General features: G+C 66.4%; 14 protein-coding genes and 1 riboswitch. Of the genes, 7 read left to right on the top strand and 7 right to left on the bottom strand.

The genetic code is table 11. The annotated features are described in order from the left end of the window. Positions 1–16: 16 nt before the first annotated feature. A complete protein-coding gene (locus ACFX4F_RS06955) occupies positions 17–1,894 on the bottom strand; it encodes a patatin-like phospholipase family protein (RefSeq protein ID WP_380653532.1) in 1,878 nt (625 codons plus the stop codon). 338 nt (positions 1,895–2,232) lie between these two features. Between ACFX4F_RS06955 and ACFX4F_RS06950 the strand changes: the two genes are divergently transcribed. The 5 genes from ACFX4F_RS06950 to ACFX4F_RS06930 all read left to right on the top strand — a co-directional run bounded on the left by ACFX4F_RS06950 (position 2,233) and on the right by ACFX4F_RS06930 (position 7,461). Continuing rightward, a complete protein-coding gene (locus ACFX4F_RS06950; RefSeq protein ID WP_218946528.1) occupies positions 2,233–3,282 on the top strand; it encodes a bifunctional nicotinamide-nucleotide adenylyltransferase/Nudix hydroxylase in 1,050 nt (349 codons plus the stop codon). Between the two features lie 80 nt (positions 3,283–3,362). Further along, on the top strand, positions 3,363–4,772 hold the full coding sequence (locus ACFX4F_RS06945; RefSeq protein ID WP_380653529.1) for a nicotinate phosphoribosyltransferase: 1,410 nt from the start codon (positions 3,363–3,365) through the stop codon (positions 4,770–4,772). Positions 4,773–4,885: 113 nt separating this feature from the next. Then, positions 4,886–5,100: riboswitch (cobalamin riboswitch) on the top strand. Positions 5,101–5,241: 141 nt separating this feature from the next. Further along, a complete protein-coding gene (locus tag ACFX4F_RS06940; protein ID WP_205405725.1) occupies positions 5,242–5,913 on the top strand; it encodes an epoxyqueuosine reductase QueH in 672 nt (223 codons plus the stop codon). Positions 5,914–5,970: 57 nt separating this feature from the next. After that, positions 5,971–6,597 carry a bifunctional nicotinamidase/pyrazinamidase gene (gene pncA, locus ACFX4F_RS06935; RefSeq protein WP_380653525.1) on the top strand — a complete coding sequence of 209 codons (627 nt, stop codon included), beginning with the start codon at positions 5,971–5,973 and terminating at the stop codon, positions 6,595–6,597. A 144-nt stretch (positions 6,598–6,741) separates the two neighbouring features. After that, positions 6,742–7,461, top strand: coding sequence for an NYN domain-containing protein (locus ACFX4F_RS06930; RefSeq protein WP_346559925.1), 720 nt, complete (start codon positions 6,742–6,744; stop codon positions 7,459–7,461). Here ACFX4F_RS06930 and purU read toward each other — a convergent pair. Beyond that, positions 7,454–8,305 carry a formyltetrahydrofolate deformylase gene (gene purU, locus ACFX4F_RS06925; RefSeq protein ID WP_099819594.1) on the bottom strand — a complete coding sequence of 284 codons (852 nt, stop codon included), beginning with the start codon at positions 8,303–8,305 and terminating at the stop codon, positions 7,454–7,456. The genes ACFX4F_RS06930 and purU overlap by 8 nt on opposite strands. A 113-nt stretch (positions 8,306–8,418) precedes the next feature. Here purU and ACFX4F_RS06920 point away from each other — a divergent pair, with 113 nt between their 5' ends. Beyond that, on the top strand, positions 8,419–9,327 hold the full coding sequence (locus ACFX4F_RS06920; RefSeq protein WP_380653521.1) for a LysR family transcriptional regulator: 909 nt from the start codon (positions 8,419–8,421) through the stop codon (positions 9,325–9,327). Between the two features lie 3 nt (positions 9,328–9,330). Here ACFX4F_RS06920 and ACFX4F_RS06915 read toward each other — a convergent pair whose 3' ends face one another. From ACFX4F_RS06915 to ACFX4F_RS06905, 3 genes are all read right to left on the bottom strand, one after another. Further along, positions 9,331–10,434 (bottom strand): NADH:flavin oxidoreductase/NADH oxidase, encoded by a 1,104-nt coding sequence (locus ACFX4F_RS06915; RefSeq protein ID WP_380653518.1) that lies wholly within the window; start codon positions 10,432–10,434, stop codon positions 9,331–9,333. A gap of 106 nt (positions 10,435–10,540) precedes the next feature. Continuing rightward, positions 10,541–11,344: an NAD-dependent protein deacetylase gene (locus ACFX4F_RS06910; RefSeq protein WP_380653515.1), complete on the bottom strand. Its 804-nt coding sequence runs from the start codon at positions 11,342–11,344 to the stop codon at positions 10,541–10,543. Between the two features lie 43 nt (positions 11,345–11,387). Further along, positions 11,388–11,798, bottom strand: coding sequence for an acyl-CoA thioesterase (locus tag ACFX4F_RS06905; protein WP_025875773.1), 411 nt, complete (start codon positions 11,796–11,798; stop codon positions 11,388–11,390). A 92-nt stretch (positions 11,799–11,890) separates the two neighbouring features. Between ACFX4F_RS06905 and ACFX4F_RS06900 the strand changes: the two genes are divergently transcribed. Continuing rightward, on the top strand, positions 11,891–12,526 hold the full coding sequence (locus ACFX4F_RS06900) for a LysE family translocator (RefSeq protein WP_165376000.1): 636 nt from the start codon (positions 11,891–11,893) through the stop codon (positions 12,524–12,526). Between the two features lie 144 nt (positions 12,527–12,670). Here ACFX4F_RS06900 and ACFX4F_RS06895 read toward each other — a convergent pair whose 3' ends face one another. Then, positions 12,671–13,690 carry a ribonucleotide-diphosphate reductase subunit beta gene (locus ACFX4F_RS06895; protein WP_025875781.1) on the bottom strand — a complete coding sequence of 340 codons (1,020 nt, stop codon included), beginning with the start codon at positions 13,688–13,690 and terminating at the stop codon, positions 12,671–12,673. Positions 13,691–13,818: 128 nt separating this feature from the next. Next, entirely contained in the window at positions 13,819–16,230 is a 2,412-nt protein-coding gene (locus ACFX4F_RS06890) for a ribonucleoside-diphosphate reductase subunit alpha (protein ID WP_100461879.1), read from the bottom strand. Positions 16,231–16,372: the final 142 nt, after the last annotated feature.

The raw sequence follows: 16,372 nt of genomic DNA, 5'->3' as shown, positions 1-16,372 counted from the left end.
CGCTACCGGACAGCGATCAATAGATCGGCGTCACCTTCATCTGCGGCAACGGCCGTGGCGAGCCGTCGGTGAGGTCGGGGCCAAGATCATCCCAACTGCGGCCCTGCTCCACCATCAACCCCCACAGCTGCTGCGATGCCAGCCGCTTGTCTTCCGAGCCCAGCTTGTAGGACGGCGGTGGCGGCGTGCCGGTGGCCACCATCGCATAGGCCGCGCGATAGGCCAGCACCTGCTGCGCCGGATCGTCGGTGCGCGAAATCTCCAGCGTGTAGCGCTGGTAGGCCGAGGCCAGGTTGCGCCAACGGATCCAGTAATGGTTCTCGAACGAGAACGAACAGAAGCGTGCGCCGGCCAGGCTGCCCTTGTCGGCGATGCGGGTCAGCACCTCCTGCGGCATGTCCAGGTTCATGCCGCCCTCGTCGCCCTGCAGGCTCACATGCACGATGCGATCGCGATAACCGGGCGCACGCGCCTGCAGCAGGTCGCGCCAGTTCTGCATGGTGGCCACCACCGCAAACAGGAAACGGCCCAGTTCGCCGGCCGCCAACGGCGTGGCAATGGACTGGTAATGCCGCTGCCATCCATGGCGGTTCTCCGTGGGCAGGAACACCGAGCGTTCCAGCGCCTGGCGGCTGTCGCTCTCGCGCACCACCGGCTCGGGGCGTTGCGGGTAAACCAGGTTGATGGCGAAGGTCGGCCAGCGCGGCAGCGCCGCATCGAACAGGTGGATCGGGAAGTTGCTGCTGATGCCGCCATCGGAGAACCAGCACACCCGGAACGCGGTGATCACCGGACCGCAGGCCTGGCCTGCACTGGTCAGGCCTTCCATGCTGTCGGCCACGTTGTGCCCGGCCTCGCCTCCAGCCGTCGATGTCGGCTCGCAGCGACGCTCGCGACGCGAGGGCTCATGCAGCGGCACCGCGCTGATCAGCAGCGGGAAGCTGAGGCTCATGCGCGTGGCCACCAGTACCGGCAGCGACGCGCCCTGCGGCAGATGGTAGTAGTTGCGGCCTTCAACTTCACGCGGTGGGCCGGCGCGGTCGACCATCCACTGCACCACGCTGGCCGGGAACAGCTGCTCGAATTCCTCGCGCAGGAACCAGAACTGCGCGCCGCCCAGCGGCAAGGTACGCGGTTCATTGTGCGACACGCAGGTGGTGATCATCTGCAGCGTGATCGCATGCGGGCTGTCCGGCTCGCCCGCATAACGCGGCGCGTCGTGCAGATCGGCGAAGGTCAGCGGTGCATCCATCGGTTTGCCTGACAACTGCTGCAGGCTTTCATGCAGCCACTCGGTCAGCGCCGGCGTGCCTGCGTCCCGGCTCAGTCCACTGCACAGCCCCAGCAGGTTGCGTCGCGCCACCCGTGCCACGCGCAGCGCCGCCCCGGCTACACCTGCACCATAGGCACACAACAGCGACGGCAGCAGGGTTGCCGCCACGCCGCTCCAGCCACCGCCCCACCAGCCCAGGCCGAGCAGCAGTGCCAGCGACACCAGCACTTCCAGCGGCGCGATCTGGAACACCGCGATAGCCAGGCACAGCAGCTTGCGCGGCCAGCCGGCGTTGCCGGTCAGCACCACCAGCAGCCGATACGCAGCGCGCGCGCCAGCGGCCGGCTGGAACAGGCTGTAGATGAATGCACGCCGCGACAGCTGTGCCGACACCGCCGACAGGCCGCCATATCCCGCATCGCCCGGCAGGTGTTCGCCCAGTTGCTGGCGGCGGTCGCCGTATGCCGCAGCGGCGGCCACGGCAGCGGCGATCGCACCGGCCGAGGTACCACCGATGCTCTTGAAACGGTATTCGCGGGCCAGTGCGAGCACCGCGTTGGGATACACGATGCCGCTGGTGATGCCGCCTTTCATGACCAGATCGCAGTACTTGTCTGCCACTACCCTTCCCCCGCTTGCCAACGGCGCGCCGCAGCGCGTATTGCCATCCCTGGACCGGTGAGACCTGCCTGTCATTGCCATAGCGCCTGGACGTCGGGCACGGGAACGTGTGAAAGATTCCCGTCCAACGCCAGGAATGCAGTATGACGTGGCGCCCTCTCACTGCCTGAGACCACCGCCGCAGTTGTGCAGGCACGTCGCCGGCAGGCAGCCGCCATGCCGTGCTGGCAGCTGTCTGACACCACTGGCGGATACTTGACCGGCGGCACCGAAGGCGTAGCATCTGCAGCAAGCCAAGGGACAGACCCTTCGCTGCCACAACGACATGAGGGATTCTCATGGAATTCGACTATCTCGTCTTCATCGGGCGTTTCGAGCCCTTCCACAACGGCCATGCCGCCGTTGCCCGCCTTGCCCTGAGCAGGGCCCGCAAGCTGATCTTCCTGGTCGGCTCTGCCGATACCCCCCGCAGCCTGCGCAATCCCTGGACCGTGGCCGAACGCGCCGTGATGATCCAGGCTGCCCTCGATGGCAACGCCGATCGCCTGCTGATCCAGCCACTGCGTGATCACCTGTACAACGAAGCCCAGTGGATCGCCAGCGTGCAGCGCCATGTGGCCGAAGCCCTGCGCAACGATGGCGCCGCATCCGATGCGAAGGTCGGCCTGATCGGCATGGACAAGGATGCTTCCAGCTACTACCTGCGGGAATTCCCGCAATGGCCGCTGGTCGACGTGCAGCACACTGCTACCTTGTCGGCCACCGAGCTGCGTCGTTACCTGTTCGAAGCCGGCGACGTGGACTTCCACGGTGCACTGCTGATGCTGCGCGGCAATGTACCGGCACCGGTGTACGACATGCTCGAGGCGTTCCGCAGAAGCTCACCGGCCTACGCGCAGCTGGTGGCCGAGTACCGTTTCATCGAGCAGTACAAGGCCGCCTGGAAGGATGCGCCATACGCGCCGACCTTCGTCACCACCGATGCGGTGGTCGTGCACTCGGGCCACGTACTGCTGGTCCGCCGTCGTTCGGCACCGGGCAAGGGCCTGTGGGCGCTGCCCGGCGGCTTCGTCGGCCAGGAACAGAGCCTGCTCGACAGCTGCCTGCGCGAACTGCGCGAGGAAACCCGGCTGAAGATTCCACTGCCGGTGCTGAAAGGCTCGCTGAAGGGCCAGCAGGTGTTCGACCACCCCGAGCGCAGCCAGCGCGGCCGCACCATCACCCATGCCTTCCACTTCGAATTCCCCGCTGGCGAACTGCCGGCGGTGCGCGGTGGCGACGACGCCGACAAGGCGCGCTGGATTCCGGTCAGCGAGGCGCTGGACATGGGCCCGCAGCTGTTTGAAGACCACCTGCACATCCTGGAGTACTTCCTGGGCCGGGGCTGATCGCACTGAACCCTGCAGAACCCGTTTTCCCCACCGGCGGACAGACCGCCGGTGCCACTCGACGCGAAGGAGCTTCCGTCATGCATTACCTCGATAACCTTCTCCTCAACACCGACAGCTACAAGGCCAGCCACTGGCTGCAGTACCCGCCGGGTACCGACGCCACGTTCTTCTACGTGGAATCACGCGGCGGCCTGCACGATCGCACGGTGTTCTTCGGCCTGCAGGCGATCCTCAAGGATGCCCTGGCACGGCCCGTCACCCACGCCGACATCGACGACGCCGCAGCGCTGTTCGCCGCGCATGGCGAACCGTTCAACGAAGCCGGCTGGCGCGATATCGTCGACCGTCTCGGCGGCCATCTGCCGGTACGCATCCGCGCCGTACCCGAAGGCAGCGTGGTGCCCACGCAGCAGGCGCTGATGACCATCGAGTCGACCGACCCCGCCGCCTTCTGGGTGCCGTCCTACCTGGAAACCCTGCTGCTGCGCGTGTGGTACCCGGTCACCGTGGCGACCATCAGCTGGCATGCGCGGCAGACCATCGCCGCGTTCCTGCAGCAGACCAGCGATGACCCGCAGGGGCAGCTGCCGTTCAAGCTGCACGACTTCGGCGCACGCGGCGTCTCCAGCCTGGAATCCGCCGCACTGGGCGGTGCTGCGCACCTGGTCAACTTCCTTGGCACCGATACGGTGTCGGCGCTGTGCCTTGCACGTGCGCATTACCACGCGCCGATGGCGGGCTATTCGATTCCGGCCGCCGAGCACAGCACCATCACCAGCTGGGGCCGCGAGCGCGAAGTGGATGCGTACCGCAACATGCTGCGCCAGTTCGGCACTCCCGGTGCGATCGTAGCGGTGGTGTCGGACAGCTATGACATCTACCGTGCCATCAGCGAACACTGGGGTACCACCCTGCGCGAAGAAGTGATCGCTTCCGGCGCCACCCTGGTCATCCGCCCCGATTCGGGCGATCCGGTCGAGGTGGTCGCCGAGAGCCTGCTGCGGCTGGATGCCGCGTTCGGTCACACGATCAACGGCAAGGGCTACAAGGTGCTCAACCACGTCCGTGTCATCCAGGGCGATGGCATCAACCCGGACACGATCCGCGCGATCCTGCAGCGCACCACCGATGATGGCTACTCGGCTGACAACGTGGCCTTCGGCATGGGCGGCGCGCTGCTGCAGCGGCTGGACCGCGATACGCAGAAGTTCGCACTGAAGTGCTCGGCAGCGCGGGTGGACGGTGACTGGATCGACGTCTACAAGGATCCGGTCACCGATGCCGGCAAGACCAGCAAGCGCGGCCGTATGCGCCTGCTGCGCCGCTTGGACGACGGCAGCCTGCACACGCTGCCGCTGCCGGCCGATGGCGATGACACCCTTCCGGTCGGCTTCGAGGACGCGATGGTGACCGTGTGGGAGAACGGCCGCCTGCTGCATGACCAGCGGCTGGATGACATCCGCGCCCGGGCCGCTGCCCAGCGTTGAGGACCCATCCACGCATGGCGGGGATCCCGCTCGGGGTCAGAGCCCTTTGCGGGCAACGGGATCCGCCCCCTGGGCCTTGACCGGCGCCGCCAACGCGTCCACCGTGGGCGCGCCGAAGGTATCCCTGCCATGGCTGGATGGTGGCAGGGATTTAAACGGGAATCCGGTGAAGGCGCCTCGCGCGCCCATTCCGGAGCTGCCCCGCAGCGGTGAATGGAAACGAATCCTGCCAACAGCACTGGGCTCGCGCCTGGGAAGCGGCAGGTAGTAGGTGGGCTGCGGCCCGTGTCCATCAGCCCGAATACCGGCCCCGGCCGGGGGACTCGACCGTCCCCTGACTCGACCTGGAATCTCCGCGGGGAGGTTGCCGGGGCCATCGTCGTCCTGCGTGCAGGTGGCGTGGTCGCGCGCGTCCTGTTCACGGTTTCCGGCCAGACCCGCTGCTGCCCACGCCCAGATGCACCCGACGATGACCGAGCTCCAACGCCCCACCCTGACCCTTCCCGACAACGGCCAGCGCCTGCTGCTGCACTCGTGCTGCGCGCCATGCTCGGGCGAAGTGATGGAGGCGATCACCGCCTCCGGGATCGACTACGCGATCTTCTTCTACAACCCCAACATCCACCCGGTGAAGGAGTACGAGCTGCGCAAGCAGGAGAACATCCGCTTCGCCGAGCAGCACAACATTCCCTTCATCGACTGCGACTACGACACCGACAACTGGTTCAGCCGTGCGCGTGGCATGGAGAATGAACCCGAGCGCGGCATCCGCTGCACGATGTGCTTCGACATGCGTTTCGAGCGCACCGCGCTGTACGCACACGAACACGGCTACGACACCATCAGCTCCTCGCTGGGCATCTCGCGCTGGAAGAACATGGCGCAGATCAACGACTGTGGCGTGCGCGCCGCCTCGCATTACGAAGGCCTGCAGTACTGGGACTACAACTGGCGCAAGGGTGGTGGTGCCAGCCGCATGGTCGAGATCAGCAAACGCGAGCAGTTCTACCAGCAGGAATACTGTGGCTGCGTGTATTCGCTGCGCGATGCCAACCGCCACCGTCGTGAGAACGGCCGCGAGCGCATCAAGATCGGCCTGCTGTATTACGGGCAGGACAACGACGCCGCCAGCGGCGATTGACGTGCGCGCGAGGGGCGGCCACGCTGGTCGCCCCTCTTCCGTTGTGCCGGACCTGCCATGACCGCCCTGCCCGCTGACGTCGCCCTGCTGGTGATCGACCTGCAGCCGGACTTCATGCCCGGTGGCGCCCTCGCCTGCGAACAGGGCGATGCGCTGGTGGCGCCGATCGCGGCACTGCTGGCCGAGCGCCGCTACCGCACCGTGGTGGCGACCCAGGACTGGCACCCGGCCGACCATGCCTCGTTTGCCAGCCAGCATCCGGGGCATCTGCCGTTCGAAGCGATCCTGCTGCACGCACAGCCGCAGACCCTGTGGCCGGACCACTGCGTGCAGGGCAGCGCGGGCGCCGCACTGCACCCGGGCGTGGACTGGACCGTGGCCGACCTGATCCTGCGCAAGGGCACCCGCCAACAGGTGGATTCGTACAGCGCCTTCCGCGAAAACCACGGTCCCGACGGCACGCGCCCAGCGACCGGACTGGCCGGCTGGCTGCACGAGCGTGGCATCCGCGAGGTGCACGTGTGCGGGTTGGCACGCGATTACTGCGTGCTGTGGAGCGCGCAGGACGCGGTGAAGTCCGGCTTCCGGGTGAAATTTCTGTGGGAGCTGACCCGCCCGGTGACCGATGCCAACGACGGCATGGTGCGCGAGGCCCTGGCGAAGGCGAGGATTGCGATCCTGTAAGCAGCATGTCGCCTCTGCCGCTTGTGTGCCTGATTCGCAACCTGCAGAATCGAAGCCATCCAGCCCTCCAAGTACGCCCCCCAACAGATCGCGGGACGGCCGAACCGAGGGCTTTTCATTGGATGACGCCAAGAGGGCAAAGGTATGCCGACGGCAGTTCTCATTGATGGCGGCTACTTCATCAAGCGCTTTCGCCGCATCGAGCCCCACAACGCTTACAACGCCCAACGCGCCGCCGAGGTCGCCCACCGATGGGCCATCGCCCATCTGAAGCATGCAAGTGGCGAGCGACGGGACCTCTATCGCATCTTCTTCTACGACTGCCCGCCGTTGCGCAAGAAGATGCACAACCCGATTTCCGGTCTGTGCATCGACTATTCGCGATCCGACGAAGCGCTGTTCAGAACCAGCCTGCACGAGGCACTGAAGCAGAAGCGGAAGGTCGCCCTGCGTCTTGGCCATCTCACCGACTTCAGTTCGTGGACGACCGGGTCACGAACCTTCGACGACCTGCTCAAGGGAAAGCGAACGTTCGGCGATCTTCAGGCCGACGAGCTGCAACCGAATGTGCGGCAGAAAGGCGTGGATATGCGCATCGGCATCGACATTTCGTCACTCGCTCTCAAGCGTCAGGTCCGCCAGATCATTCTGATGGCGGGTGATGCTGACTTCGTGCCGGCCGCGAAGCTCGCCCGACGTGAAGGCGTCGATTTCGTGCTGGATCCGATGTGGTCATCCATTCCCAAAGGGCTGATGGAACACATTGATGGCGTGCGCTCTACCTGCCCCAGACCATTGGAGCAACAGCGGGCGCATCGCGGGCAATTGCCGTGTGCCATCCCGGGAACCACCAGCGCTACCTGAACACCACCGTGCGGTGCCCGTTGAGCAGGATTCGGTGCTCCACGTGGCGGCGTACCGCCCGCGCCAGCACCTGCGATTCGGTATCGCTGCCCAGCCGCACCAGTTCGCGGGGAGTCATCGCGTGGTCCACGCGGGCCACGTCCTGCTCGATGATCGGACCTTCGTCCAGGTCCTCGGTGACGTAGTGCGCGGTGGCGCCGATGATCTTGACCCCGCGTGCGTGCGCCTGGTGGTACGGCTGTGCGCCCTTGAAGCTGGGCAGGAAGCTGTGGTGGATGTTGATTGCCCTGCCCGCCAGCGCACGGCACAGCGTGGGCGAAAGAATCTGCATGTAGCGCGCCAGCACCACCAGATCGATGCGCTCGCGTTCGACCAGGTCGATGATCTGTTGTTCCTGCGCCGCACGCGTGTCCGCGTTCACCGGCAGGTGGTGGAACGGCACCTGGTAGGACGCCGCCAAGGCGGCGAAATCCGCATGGTTGGATGCCACCGCGGCGATATCCACCTTCAGCTGGCCGCTGTGTGCACGGAACAGCAGGTCGTTCAGGCAATGGCCCTGCTTGCTGACCAGTACCAGCAGGCGTGGCCGGCGGCGCCCGTCATGCAGCTGCCAGTCCATGCCGAAGTCCGCTGCCAGTGCGGCCATCGCGGTGTGCACGGTGTCCAGCGGCAGGCCCGCATCGCGGTCGAAGTGCACGCGCAGGAAGAAGCGACCGCTCTCCTCATCGCCGAACTGCTGGGCGTCGAGGATGTTGCAGCCGTGGTCGAACAACAGGCCCGACACGCGATAGACGATGCCGGTGCGGTCGGGGCAGGAGAGGGTGAGGATGGAATCGGGGCGCATCGCCCGAGTGTAGGGCAGCACTGCGGCGTGGTGGACGATGGTCACCGATGCAACCGACTGCTTGGTACAGACCCAAGCGATACTTGGCCTTCCGCATGGCAAGCTGGTCGGTCATGAACCTGTTGCAGCTCATCCGCAGCTTCACCCGCACCGCAGAGACCGGCAGCATTGCCGCTGCGGCACGCACCCTTGGCATCAGCGCCACCGCCGTGGGCCAGAACATCAACCGTCTGGAAGCCCACCTGGGCGTGCGTCTGCTGAACCGCAGCACGCGCCAGCTGGCGCTGAGCGAGGCCGGCACGGTGTATCTGGCACAGGTGCGGCATATCGAAGCGGATCTGGCACGCGCGCAGGCCATGGTCACCGGCGACGTGGAACCGGCCGGGCCCCTGCGCATCGCCAGCAGCAGCGCGTTCGGCCGGCACGTGCTGGCACCGCTGCTGCCGTCGCTGCAGCAGCGCTACCCGCAGCTGCAGCTGGAGCTGCGCCTGACCGATCGCGCCGTGCAGCACGGGCCGGAAGCGGTGGATGCCAGCCTCCGCATCGGCGCGCAGCTGGAGGACGGGCTGGTGGCGCGGCCCTTGGCACGCATTCCGTTCGTATTCTGCGCATCGCCGGCGTACCTGCAGGCACACGGCACGCCACTGGAACCGGCGCAGCTGGCCGCCCATCGCGGCCTGCTGCACCGCTTCCCCACCGACGGCCGGCCACTGCGCTGGGGCCTGCTGAAAGAGGGGCAACGCGTGGACGCGGCACTGCCGCCGAGCATGGTCTGCGATGACATCGATGCGCTGGCCGAACTGGCCGCTGCCGGTGCCGGTGTCACCCGGCTGGCGGCGTTCGTGGCCGAACCGTACCTGCGCGACGGGCGCCTGCAGGCGGTGTTCGGTTGCGGCAGCGACTGGCAACCGGAACCGATGGACGTCTACTTCTGCGTCAGCGACCGCCGCGATTTCACCGCCAAGATCCGCGCGCTGTTCGAGCACCTGCAGGCCGGCCTGCCGCCGGCCTGGCAGGTGTAGTGCTCAGCGCGGACTGAACACGCCGCGCGCATCGCGCGGTTCGCAGCGCAGGTACTGCGGTGCCGGCACAACGCTGTCGCCCAGTGCCGCAGCGGCGTGCCACGGCCAGCGCGGGTCGTACAGGATGCCGCGGGCCAGCGCGATGGCATCGGCCTGGTTGTGGCGCAGGATCGATTCGGCCTGCTCCGGCTCGGTGATCATGCCCACCGCGATCACCGGCATCCGCACCTTCTTGGCCTTGATCGCCGCCGCGAACGGCACCTGGTAGCCGGGGCCGACGCTGATCTTCTGGCGCTCGTGCAGGCCGCCACTGGAAACGTGCAGGAAATTGCAGCCACGTGCGTCAAGCACCTGTGCCAGCGCCTCGCTCTGCACGATGTCCCAGCCACCCTCGACCCAGTCGCTGGCGGAGATGCGCACGCCCACGGCGACCTTGTCCGACACCGCGGCACGCACAGCGTCGAATACTTCCACCAGCATCCGCAGGCGGTTCGGCAGCGAGCCGCCGTAGCCATCGGTGCGGCGGTTGCTCAGCGGCGACAGGAACTGGTGCAACAGGTAGCCATGTGCGGCGTGAATCTCGATCAGCTCGAAGCCCAGCCGCTCGGCGCGCACCGCGCTGGCGGCGAAGGCGGCAACGATCTCGGCGATGCCGGCCTCGTCCAGTTCCTGCGGCGCCGGATCGGTGGCATGGAACGGCAGCGGCGACGGTGCGACCGTGGCCCAGCCGCGGACATCATCGGCCGGCAGCTGGCCACCGCCATCCCACGGGCGCGCCGTAGAGGCCTTGCGGCCGGCATGGGCCAGCTGCACACCCAATGGCATCGGCGACCAGCGGCGCACGCTGGCCAGCACCTGCGCCAAGGCCGCTTCGGTGCCGTCATCCCACAGGCCCAGATCGGCCCAGCTGATGCGGCCGCGCGCTTCGACCGCAGTGGCCTCCAGGATCAACAGGCCCGCACCGGACTGCGCCAGGGTGCCCAGATGCATGGCGTGCCAGTCACTGGCGCGGCCGTCTTCGGCGGAGTACTGGCACATCGGCGCGACGACGATGCGGTTGGACAGGGTCAGGGGGCCGAAGGAGATCGGCGAAAACAGCTGGCTCACGGCAGTGGGGGGTGCATCAAAGGGGGTGCGTATTGCACCGCTGTACGGCCGATAGATCAACCGTGTGGGTAGATCGCTGTTTCGTGGGCAAGGCGCAGCCGATGTGTCAGCGCACCCAGCCGGCCAGCGCCTCGGCGCAATCGCGCTCGTCCTTGAACTGCAGCAGGTCGTCGGCACGGGTGCGGCCACGGTTCAGCGCGGCCACCGGCAGGCCAGCCTTGGCTGCGGCCTGCACGAAGCGGAAGCCGGAATAGACCATCAGCGAGGAGCCCACCACCAGCACCGCATCCGCCTGCTGCAGGTGCCCATGCACCGCATCCACGCGCTCACGTGGCACGTTCTCGCCGAAGAACACCACGTCCGGCTTCAGCAGGCCGCCGCAGTGCGGGCAGTCCGGCACCGCGAACGCCGAGAAGTCGGTTTCCAGGTCGGCGTCGCCGTCGGGCGCGATACCCGCCTCCAGCGACTCCCAGCCGGGGTTGGCGTCCAGCAGCTGCTGCTGGAAGTCCTCACGCTCGCTGCGACGTTCGCAGCCCATGCAGCGCACCAGGTCCAGGCGACCGTGCAGGTCGATCACGTTGCGGCTGCCGGCACGCTGGTGCAGGCCATCCACGTTCTGGGTCAGCAGTACCTGCAGCTTGCCGCTGCCCTCCAGTGCGGCCAGCGCCTGGTGCGTGCCGTTGGGCCGGGCCTGGCCGAAGCGCGGCCAGCCCAGCAGGCTGCGCGCCCAGTAACGCTGGCGGGTGGCGGCCTCGCCCATGAAGGCCTGGTAGGTCACCGGCGGCGTGCGCTTCCACTGGCCATCGGCATCGCGGTAATCGGGAATGCCCGAGGCGGTGCTGCAGCCGGCGCCGGTCAGCACGAACAGCCGTTGGGCGCGGTCGATGAAGTCGGTGAGCGGCGGGGTCATGACAGCCAGATGGGGGCGCGCGGGCGCCCCCGCAAGCGTGGGCTCAGGCGGCCGGCGCACCGGGCAGCTGCGGCACGGTCACCGGGTGGCCATCGTCGCCCAGGGCGATCATCACGAAGTGGCCGCGGGTGCACAGCTTGCGCTCGCCGCTGTGCAGGTCCTCGGCGATCAGCTCCACCTCGACCTTCATCGAGCTGCGGCCGACTTCGACGATGCGGCCGATGGTCTCCACCATCTGGCCGATGCGGATCGGCAGCTTGAAATCGACCTGGTCGCTGCGCGCGGTCACCACGGTGCGGCGCGAGTAGCGGGCGGCGGCCAGGAAGGCGGCCTTGTCCATCCATGCCAGCGCCTGGCCACCGAACAGGGTGCCCATATGATTGGTGTGGTTGGGGAAGACGATTTCGGCCATGCGCACTTCGGTCGGCGGCACGGTCTCGGGGATGGGGGTCATCGGGGCGGTTCGGGTGTTGGGTAAGACGGATTTTAAGGCAGGTGGCGTGCAGGCGGCGCTACACTTCGACACCCCCACTGCGTGAACCCGCCATGCCCGCCACGTCCGACCTGCTGGCCTTCGCCCTTGTCTCGCTGGCCATGGTGCTGACACCCGGGCCGAACATGATCTACGTGATCTCGCGCTCGATCTGCCAGGGCCGCGTGGCCGGGCTGATCTCGCTGGGTGGGGTCGCGCTGGGCTTCGTGTTCTACATGCTGTGCGCGGCGTTGGGCATCACCGCGCTGCTGATGACCGTGCCGTTCGCCTACGACGCGCTGCGCATTGGCGGCGCGCTGTACCTGCTGTACCTGGCCTGGCAGGCATTGAAGCCGGGCGGGCGGTCGCCGTTCGCGGTGCGCGACCTGCCGGTGGACGGCCCGCGCAAGCTTTTTGCGATGGGCTTCCTGACCAACGTACTGAACCCCAAGGTCGCGGTGATGTACCTGTCCCTGCTGCCGCAGTTCCTGCACCCGGACAGCGAAGGCGGCGTGCTGATGCAGTCGCTGGTGCTGGGCTCCACCCAGCTGCTGGTCAGCGTGAGCGTGAACGCGGTGATCGCGATAATGGCCGGCAGCATCGCCGGCTTCCTCGCCGCCCGCCCCACCTGGCAGGCGGTGCAGCGGTGGTTCATGGGCACGGTGCTGGCCGGACTGGCCGTGCGCATGGCGGTGGATGGGCGGCGGTAGGGGGCCATGCCCGGCGGAATGCGCACGGCACCCTGAAAACCTTCCGCGCTGCGCGCTCGCCGGGCATGGCCCGGCGCTACCGTGGAAACGAAAAACCCCGGCGTTGGCCGGGGTTTCTCGTTGCGGCAGACCTGACCGGTTCGATCAGAAGTTCATGTCGAAGGCGACTTCGCCCTTCACGCCCACCTGGTAGGCCGAGGCGCGGCGTTCGAAGAAGTTGGTCAGTTCCTGCACGTCCTGCAGTTCCATGAAGCTCAGCGGGTTGCGCACGTTGTACTTGCGCTCCATGCCCAGGCGATGGAAATGGTTGTCGGCGCAGTGCTGCAGGTACTGGCGCATGTCACGGGTGGAAATGCCTGCCACGCCACCGGACAGCACGTCCTCGGCGAACTGCACTTCGCACTCGATGGCTTCGGCCAGCATGTCGTAGACATCCTGCTTCATCTTGTCGTCGAACAGATCCGGTTCTTCCTCGCGGATCACGTCCACGCACTCGAAGGCGAATTCCATGTGCGCGCTTTCGTCGCGGAACACCCAGTTGGTGCCCGAGGCCAGGCCGTTGAGCAGGCCGCGCGAACGGAAGTAGTACACGTAGGCGAAGGCAGCGAAGAAGAACAGGCCTTCGATGCACGCAGCGAAGCAGATCTGGTTGAGCAGGAACTGACGGCGCTCTTCGCGGGTCTCGATGCGCTTCAGGTCCTGGATCGAATCGATCCACTTGAAGCAGAAATCGGCCTTCTTCTTGATCGAGTCGATGTTTTCCACCGCGGCGAAGGCTTTGACGCGCTCGTCCGGATCCGGCAGGTAGTTGTCCAGCAGGGTCAGGTAGAACTGCACGTGCAGCGCTTCTTCATACAGCTGGCGCGACAGGTACATGCGCGCTTCGGGCGCGTTCAAGTGCTGGTACAGGTTCAGCACCAGGTTGTTGGACACGATCGAATCGCCGGTGGCGAAGAACGCGACCAGACGGTGGATCAGGTGACGCTCGCCCGGCGACATCTTGCTGTGCAGGTCGCTGATGTCGATCTGGAAGTTGATCTCTTCCACCGTCCAGGTGTTCTTGATCGCGTTCCGGTACATGTCATAGAACTGCGGGTAGCGCATCGGGCGCAGCGTCAGTTCAAAACCGGGATCGAGCAGCATCTGCTTGGGCTTGTCGGCCATGGGTGTTTCCTTGAATTCCTGGGTGAGCGGCCGGGCATGGCCCGGCGCTACCGTGGGTGTCTCTCTGCAGCCGAGCATGGCTCGGCTCTACAGGTATGAGGTGCCGGCGATCGCCGGCACGGCGCGTCTTACTGGCAGGCCTCGCAGGCTTCCGGGTTCTCCAGCGAGCAGGCGATGGCCTCTTCCGGGCTGAACACCTTCTCCGGGCCGGCGGTGGCCACGTGGCTGACGGTGGTCTTGGCGATCTTGGTGGCCGGACGCGAACGCAGGTAGTAGGTGGTCTTGATGCCCTGCTTCCAGGCGTACATGTACATGGACGACATCGCGCCGATGCTCGGGCTTTCCATGAACAGGTTGAGCGAGGCGGACTGGTCGATGAAGGCACCACGATCGGCGGCCATGTCGATCAGCGAACGCATCGGCAGTTCCCATGCGGTGCGGTAGACGTGGCGCAGCGTTTCCGGAATCTGGGTGATGGCCTGGATCGAGCCGTCGGCCAGCTTGATCGCATCGCGCATTTCCGGGGTCCAGTGGCCCAGCTTCTTCAGCTCGTTCACCAGGTAGCGGTTCACCTGCAGGAAGTCACCGGACAGGGTCTCGCGCTTGAACAGGTTGGACACCTGCGGTTCCACGCACTCGTAGCAGCCGGCGATGGAGGCGATGGTGGCGGTCGGGGCGATCGCGATCATCAGCGAGTTGCGCAGGCCGTGTTCCTTGATGCGCTCACGCAGGGCGTCCCAGCGTGCGGCATCTTCCGGCACCACGTTCCAGGCATCGAACTGCAGCTCGCCGCTGGCCGCACGGGTGTCGGCGAAGGACGGGTGCTTGCCACGTTCCTGGGCCAGTTCCACCGAGGTTTCCAGCGCGTGGAAGTAGATGGTCTCGGCGATCTTCTTCGACAGCGCGCGGGCTTCGGCGCCATCGAACGGCAGGCGCTTGCGGAAGAACACGTCCTGCAGGCCCATGCAGCCCAGGCCGACCGGACGCCAGCGCAGGTTGCCGCGGCGTGCCGATTCGATCGGGTAGAAGTTCAGGTCGATCACGCGGTCCAGCTGGCGCACGGCCAGGCGCACGGTGTCGGCCAGCTTGTCGAAATCGAACTCGCCGTTGCCGTCGAAGTGGTTGCCCAGGTTGATCGAACCCAGGTTGCACACCGCGGTCTCTTCGGCCGAGGTGACTTCCAGGATCTCGGTGCACAGGTTGGACAGGTGGATCACGTTGCCAGCGCGCAGGGTCTGGTTGCTGGCGCGGTTGCACTTGTCCTTGAAGGTCATCCAGCCGTTGCCGGTCTCGGCCAGGGTGCGCATCATCCGCGAGTACAGCTTGCGTGCGGAGATGGTGCGGTTGGCCTTGCCCTGTGCTTCGGCCTGCAGGTAGGCGGCCTCGAAGGCTTCGCCGAACAGGTCGGTGAACTCGGGCACCACGCGCGGATCGAACAGCGACCATTCCTGGTCCGACTCGACGCGCTTCATGAACAGGTCCGGGATCCAGTTGGCCAGGTTCAGGTTGTGCGCACGGCGCGATTCGTCGCCGGTGTTGTCACGCAGCTCGAGGAAGTCCTCGATGTCGGCGTGCCAGGTTTCCAGGTACACACAGGCCGCGCCCTTGCGCTTGCCACCCTGGTTCACCGCAGCCACCGACGAATCCATGGTCTTCAGCCACGGCACGATGCCGTTGGAGTGGCCGTTGGTCGACTTGATCAGCGAGCCACGCGAACGCACGCGGGTGTAGCTGACGCCGATGCCGCCGGAGAACTTGGACAGCTGGGCGATGTCGCCGTACTTGGAGTAGATCGATTCCAGCGAATCCTGCGGCGAGTCCAGCAGGAAGCACGAGGACAGCTGCTCGTGGGTGGTGCCGGAGTTGAACAGGGTCGGGCTGGACGGCAGGTAGTCCAGGTTGCCCATGCGCTTGTACAGCGCCAGGGTTTCCGGCACGTCCTCGCTCAGCGCGCTGGCGATGCGCAGGAAGAACTGCTGCGGGGTCTCGATCACCTTGCGGGTGTGCGGATGGCGCAGCAGGTAGCGGTCGTACAGGGTACGCAGGCCGAAGTAATCGAAGTTCAGGTCCAGCGAGATGTCGATGGCATCGTTGAGCTTGCGTGCGTTGGTCTGCACGAAGTTCAGCAGGCGGTCGTTGATCAGGCCCACTTCGTGGCCACGACCCACCGACTGCGAGAACGCGTGGATTTCCTGGTTGGACACTTCCTTGGCGATGAAGTTGGCCAGCAGGCGCGCGGCCAGGCGGCCGTACTCGGGCTCTTCGCCGATCAGCAGCGCCGCGGTGCGGATGGACAGTTCGTCCAGCTCCTGGGTGGTGGCGCCGTTGTACAGGCCGGAAATGGTGCGGGTGGCCACGCGCATCGGATCGACGGCGTGCAGGCCTTCAGAGGAACGCTGCACCGCGCGGACGATCTTGTTCAGATCCACCAGCTCGGTCGTGCCATTGCGCTTGGTCACACTCATCGCGTTGGACGTCGGCGGCGACGTCAACAGGAACTCGCTTTCCTTCTCGATGGTGGCGCTGGTCTCGGTGGTCACGGCGTGTGTCCTCTTGGCGTGATGGATGGTGGCTCGGTGCATCGGATGACGCGGCCCGGGACGTGACACCCCAGGGTGGCAGACCGGTGTCGCAGGAAGTGAGACCTGCGCCTGTGGCTGCTGCTGGCAGTGCTGACCGGTG

The sequence above is a fragment of the Stenotrophomonas sp. YIM B13575 genome (assembly GCF_042787595.1).
GTDB classification, from domain to species: Bacteria; Pseudomonadota; Gammaproteobacteria; order Xanthomonadales; family Xanthomonadaceae; genus Stenotrophomonas; species Stenotrophomonas lactitubi_B.
Note: the sequence above shows the minus strand (reverse complement) of the source record. Positions and strands in the feature narration are given on the sequence as shown.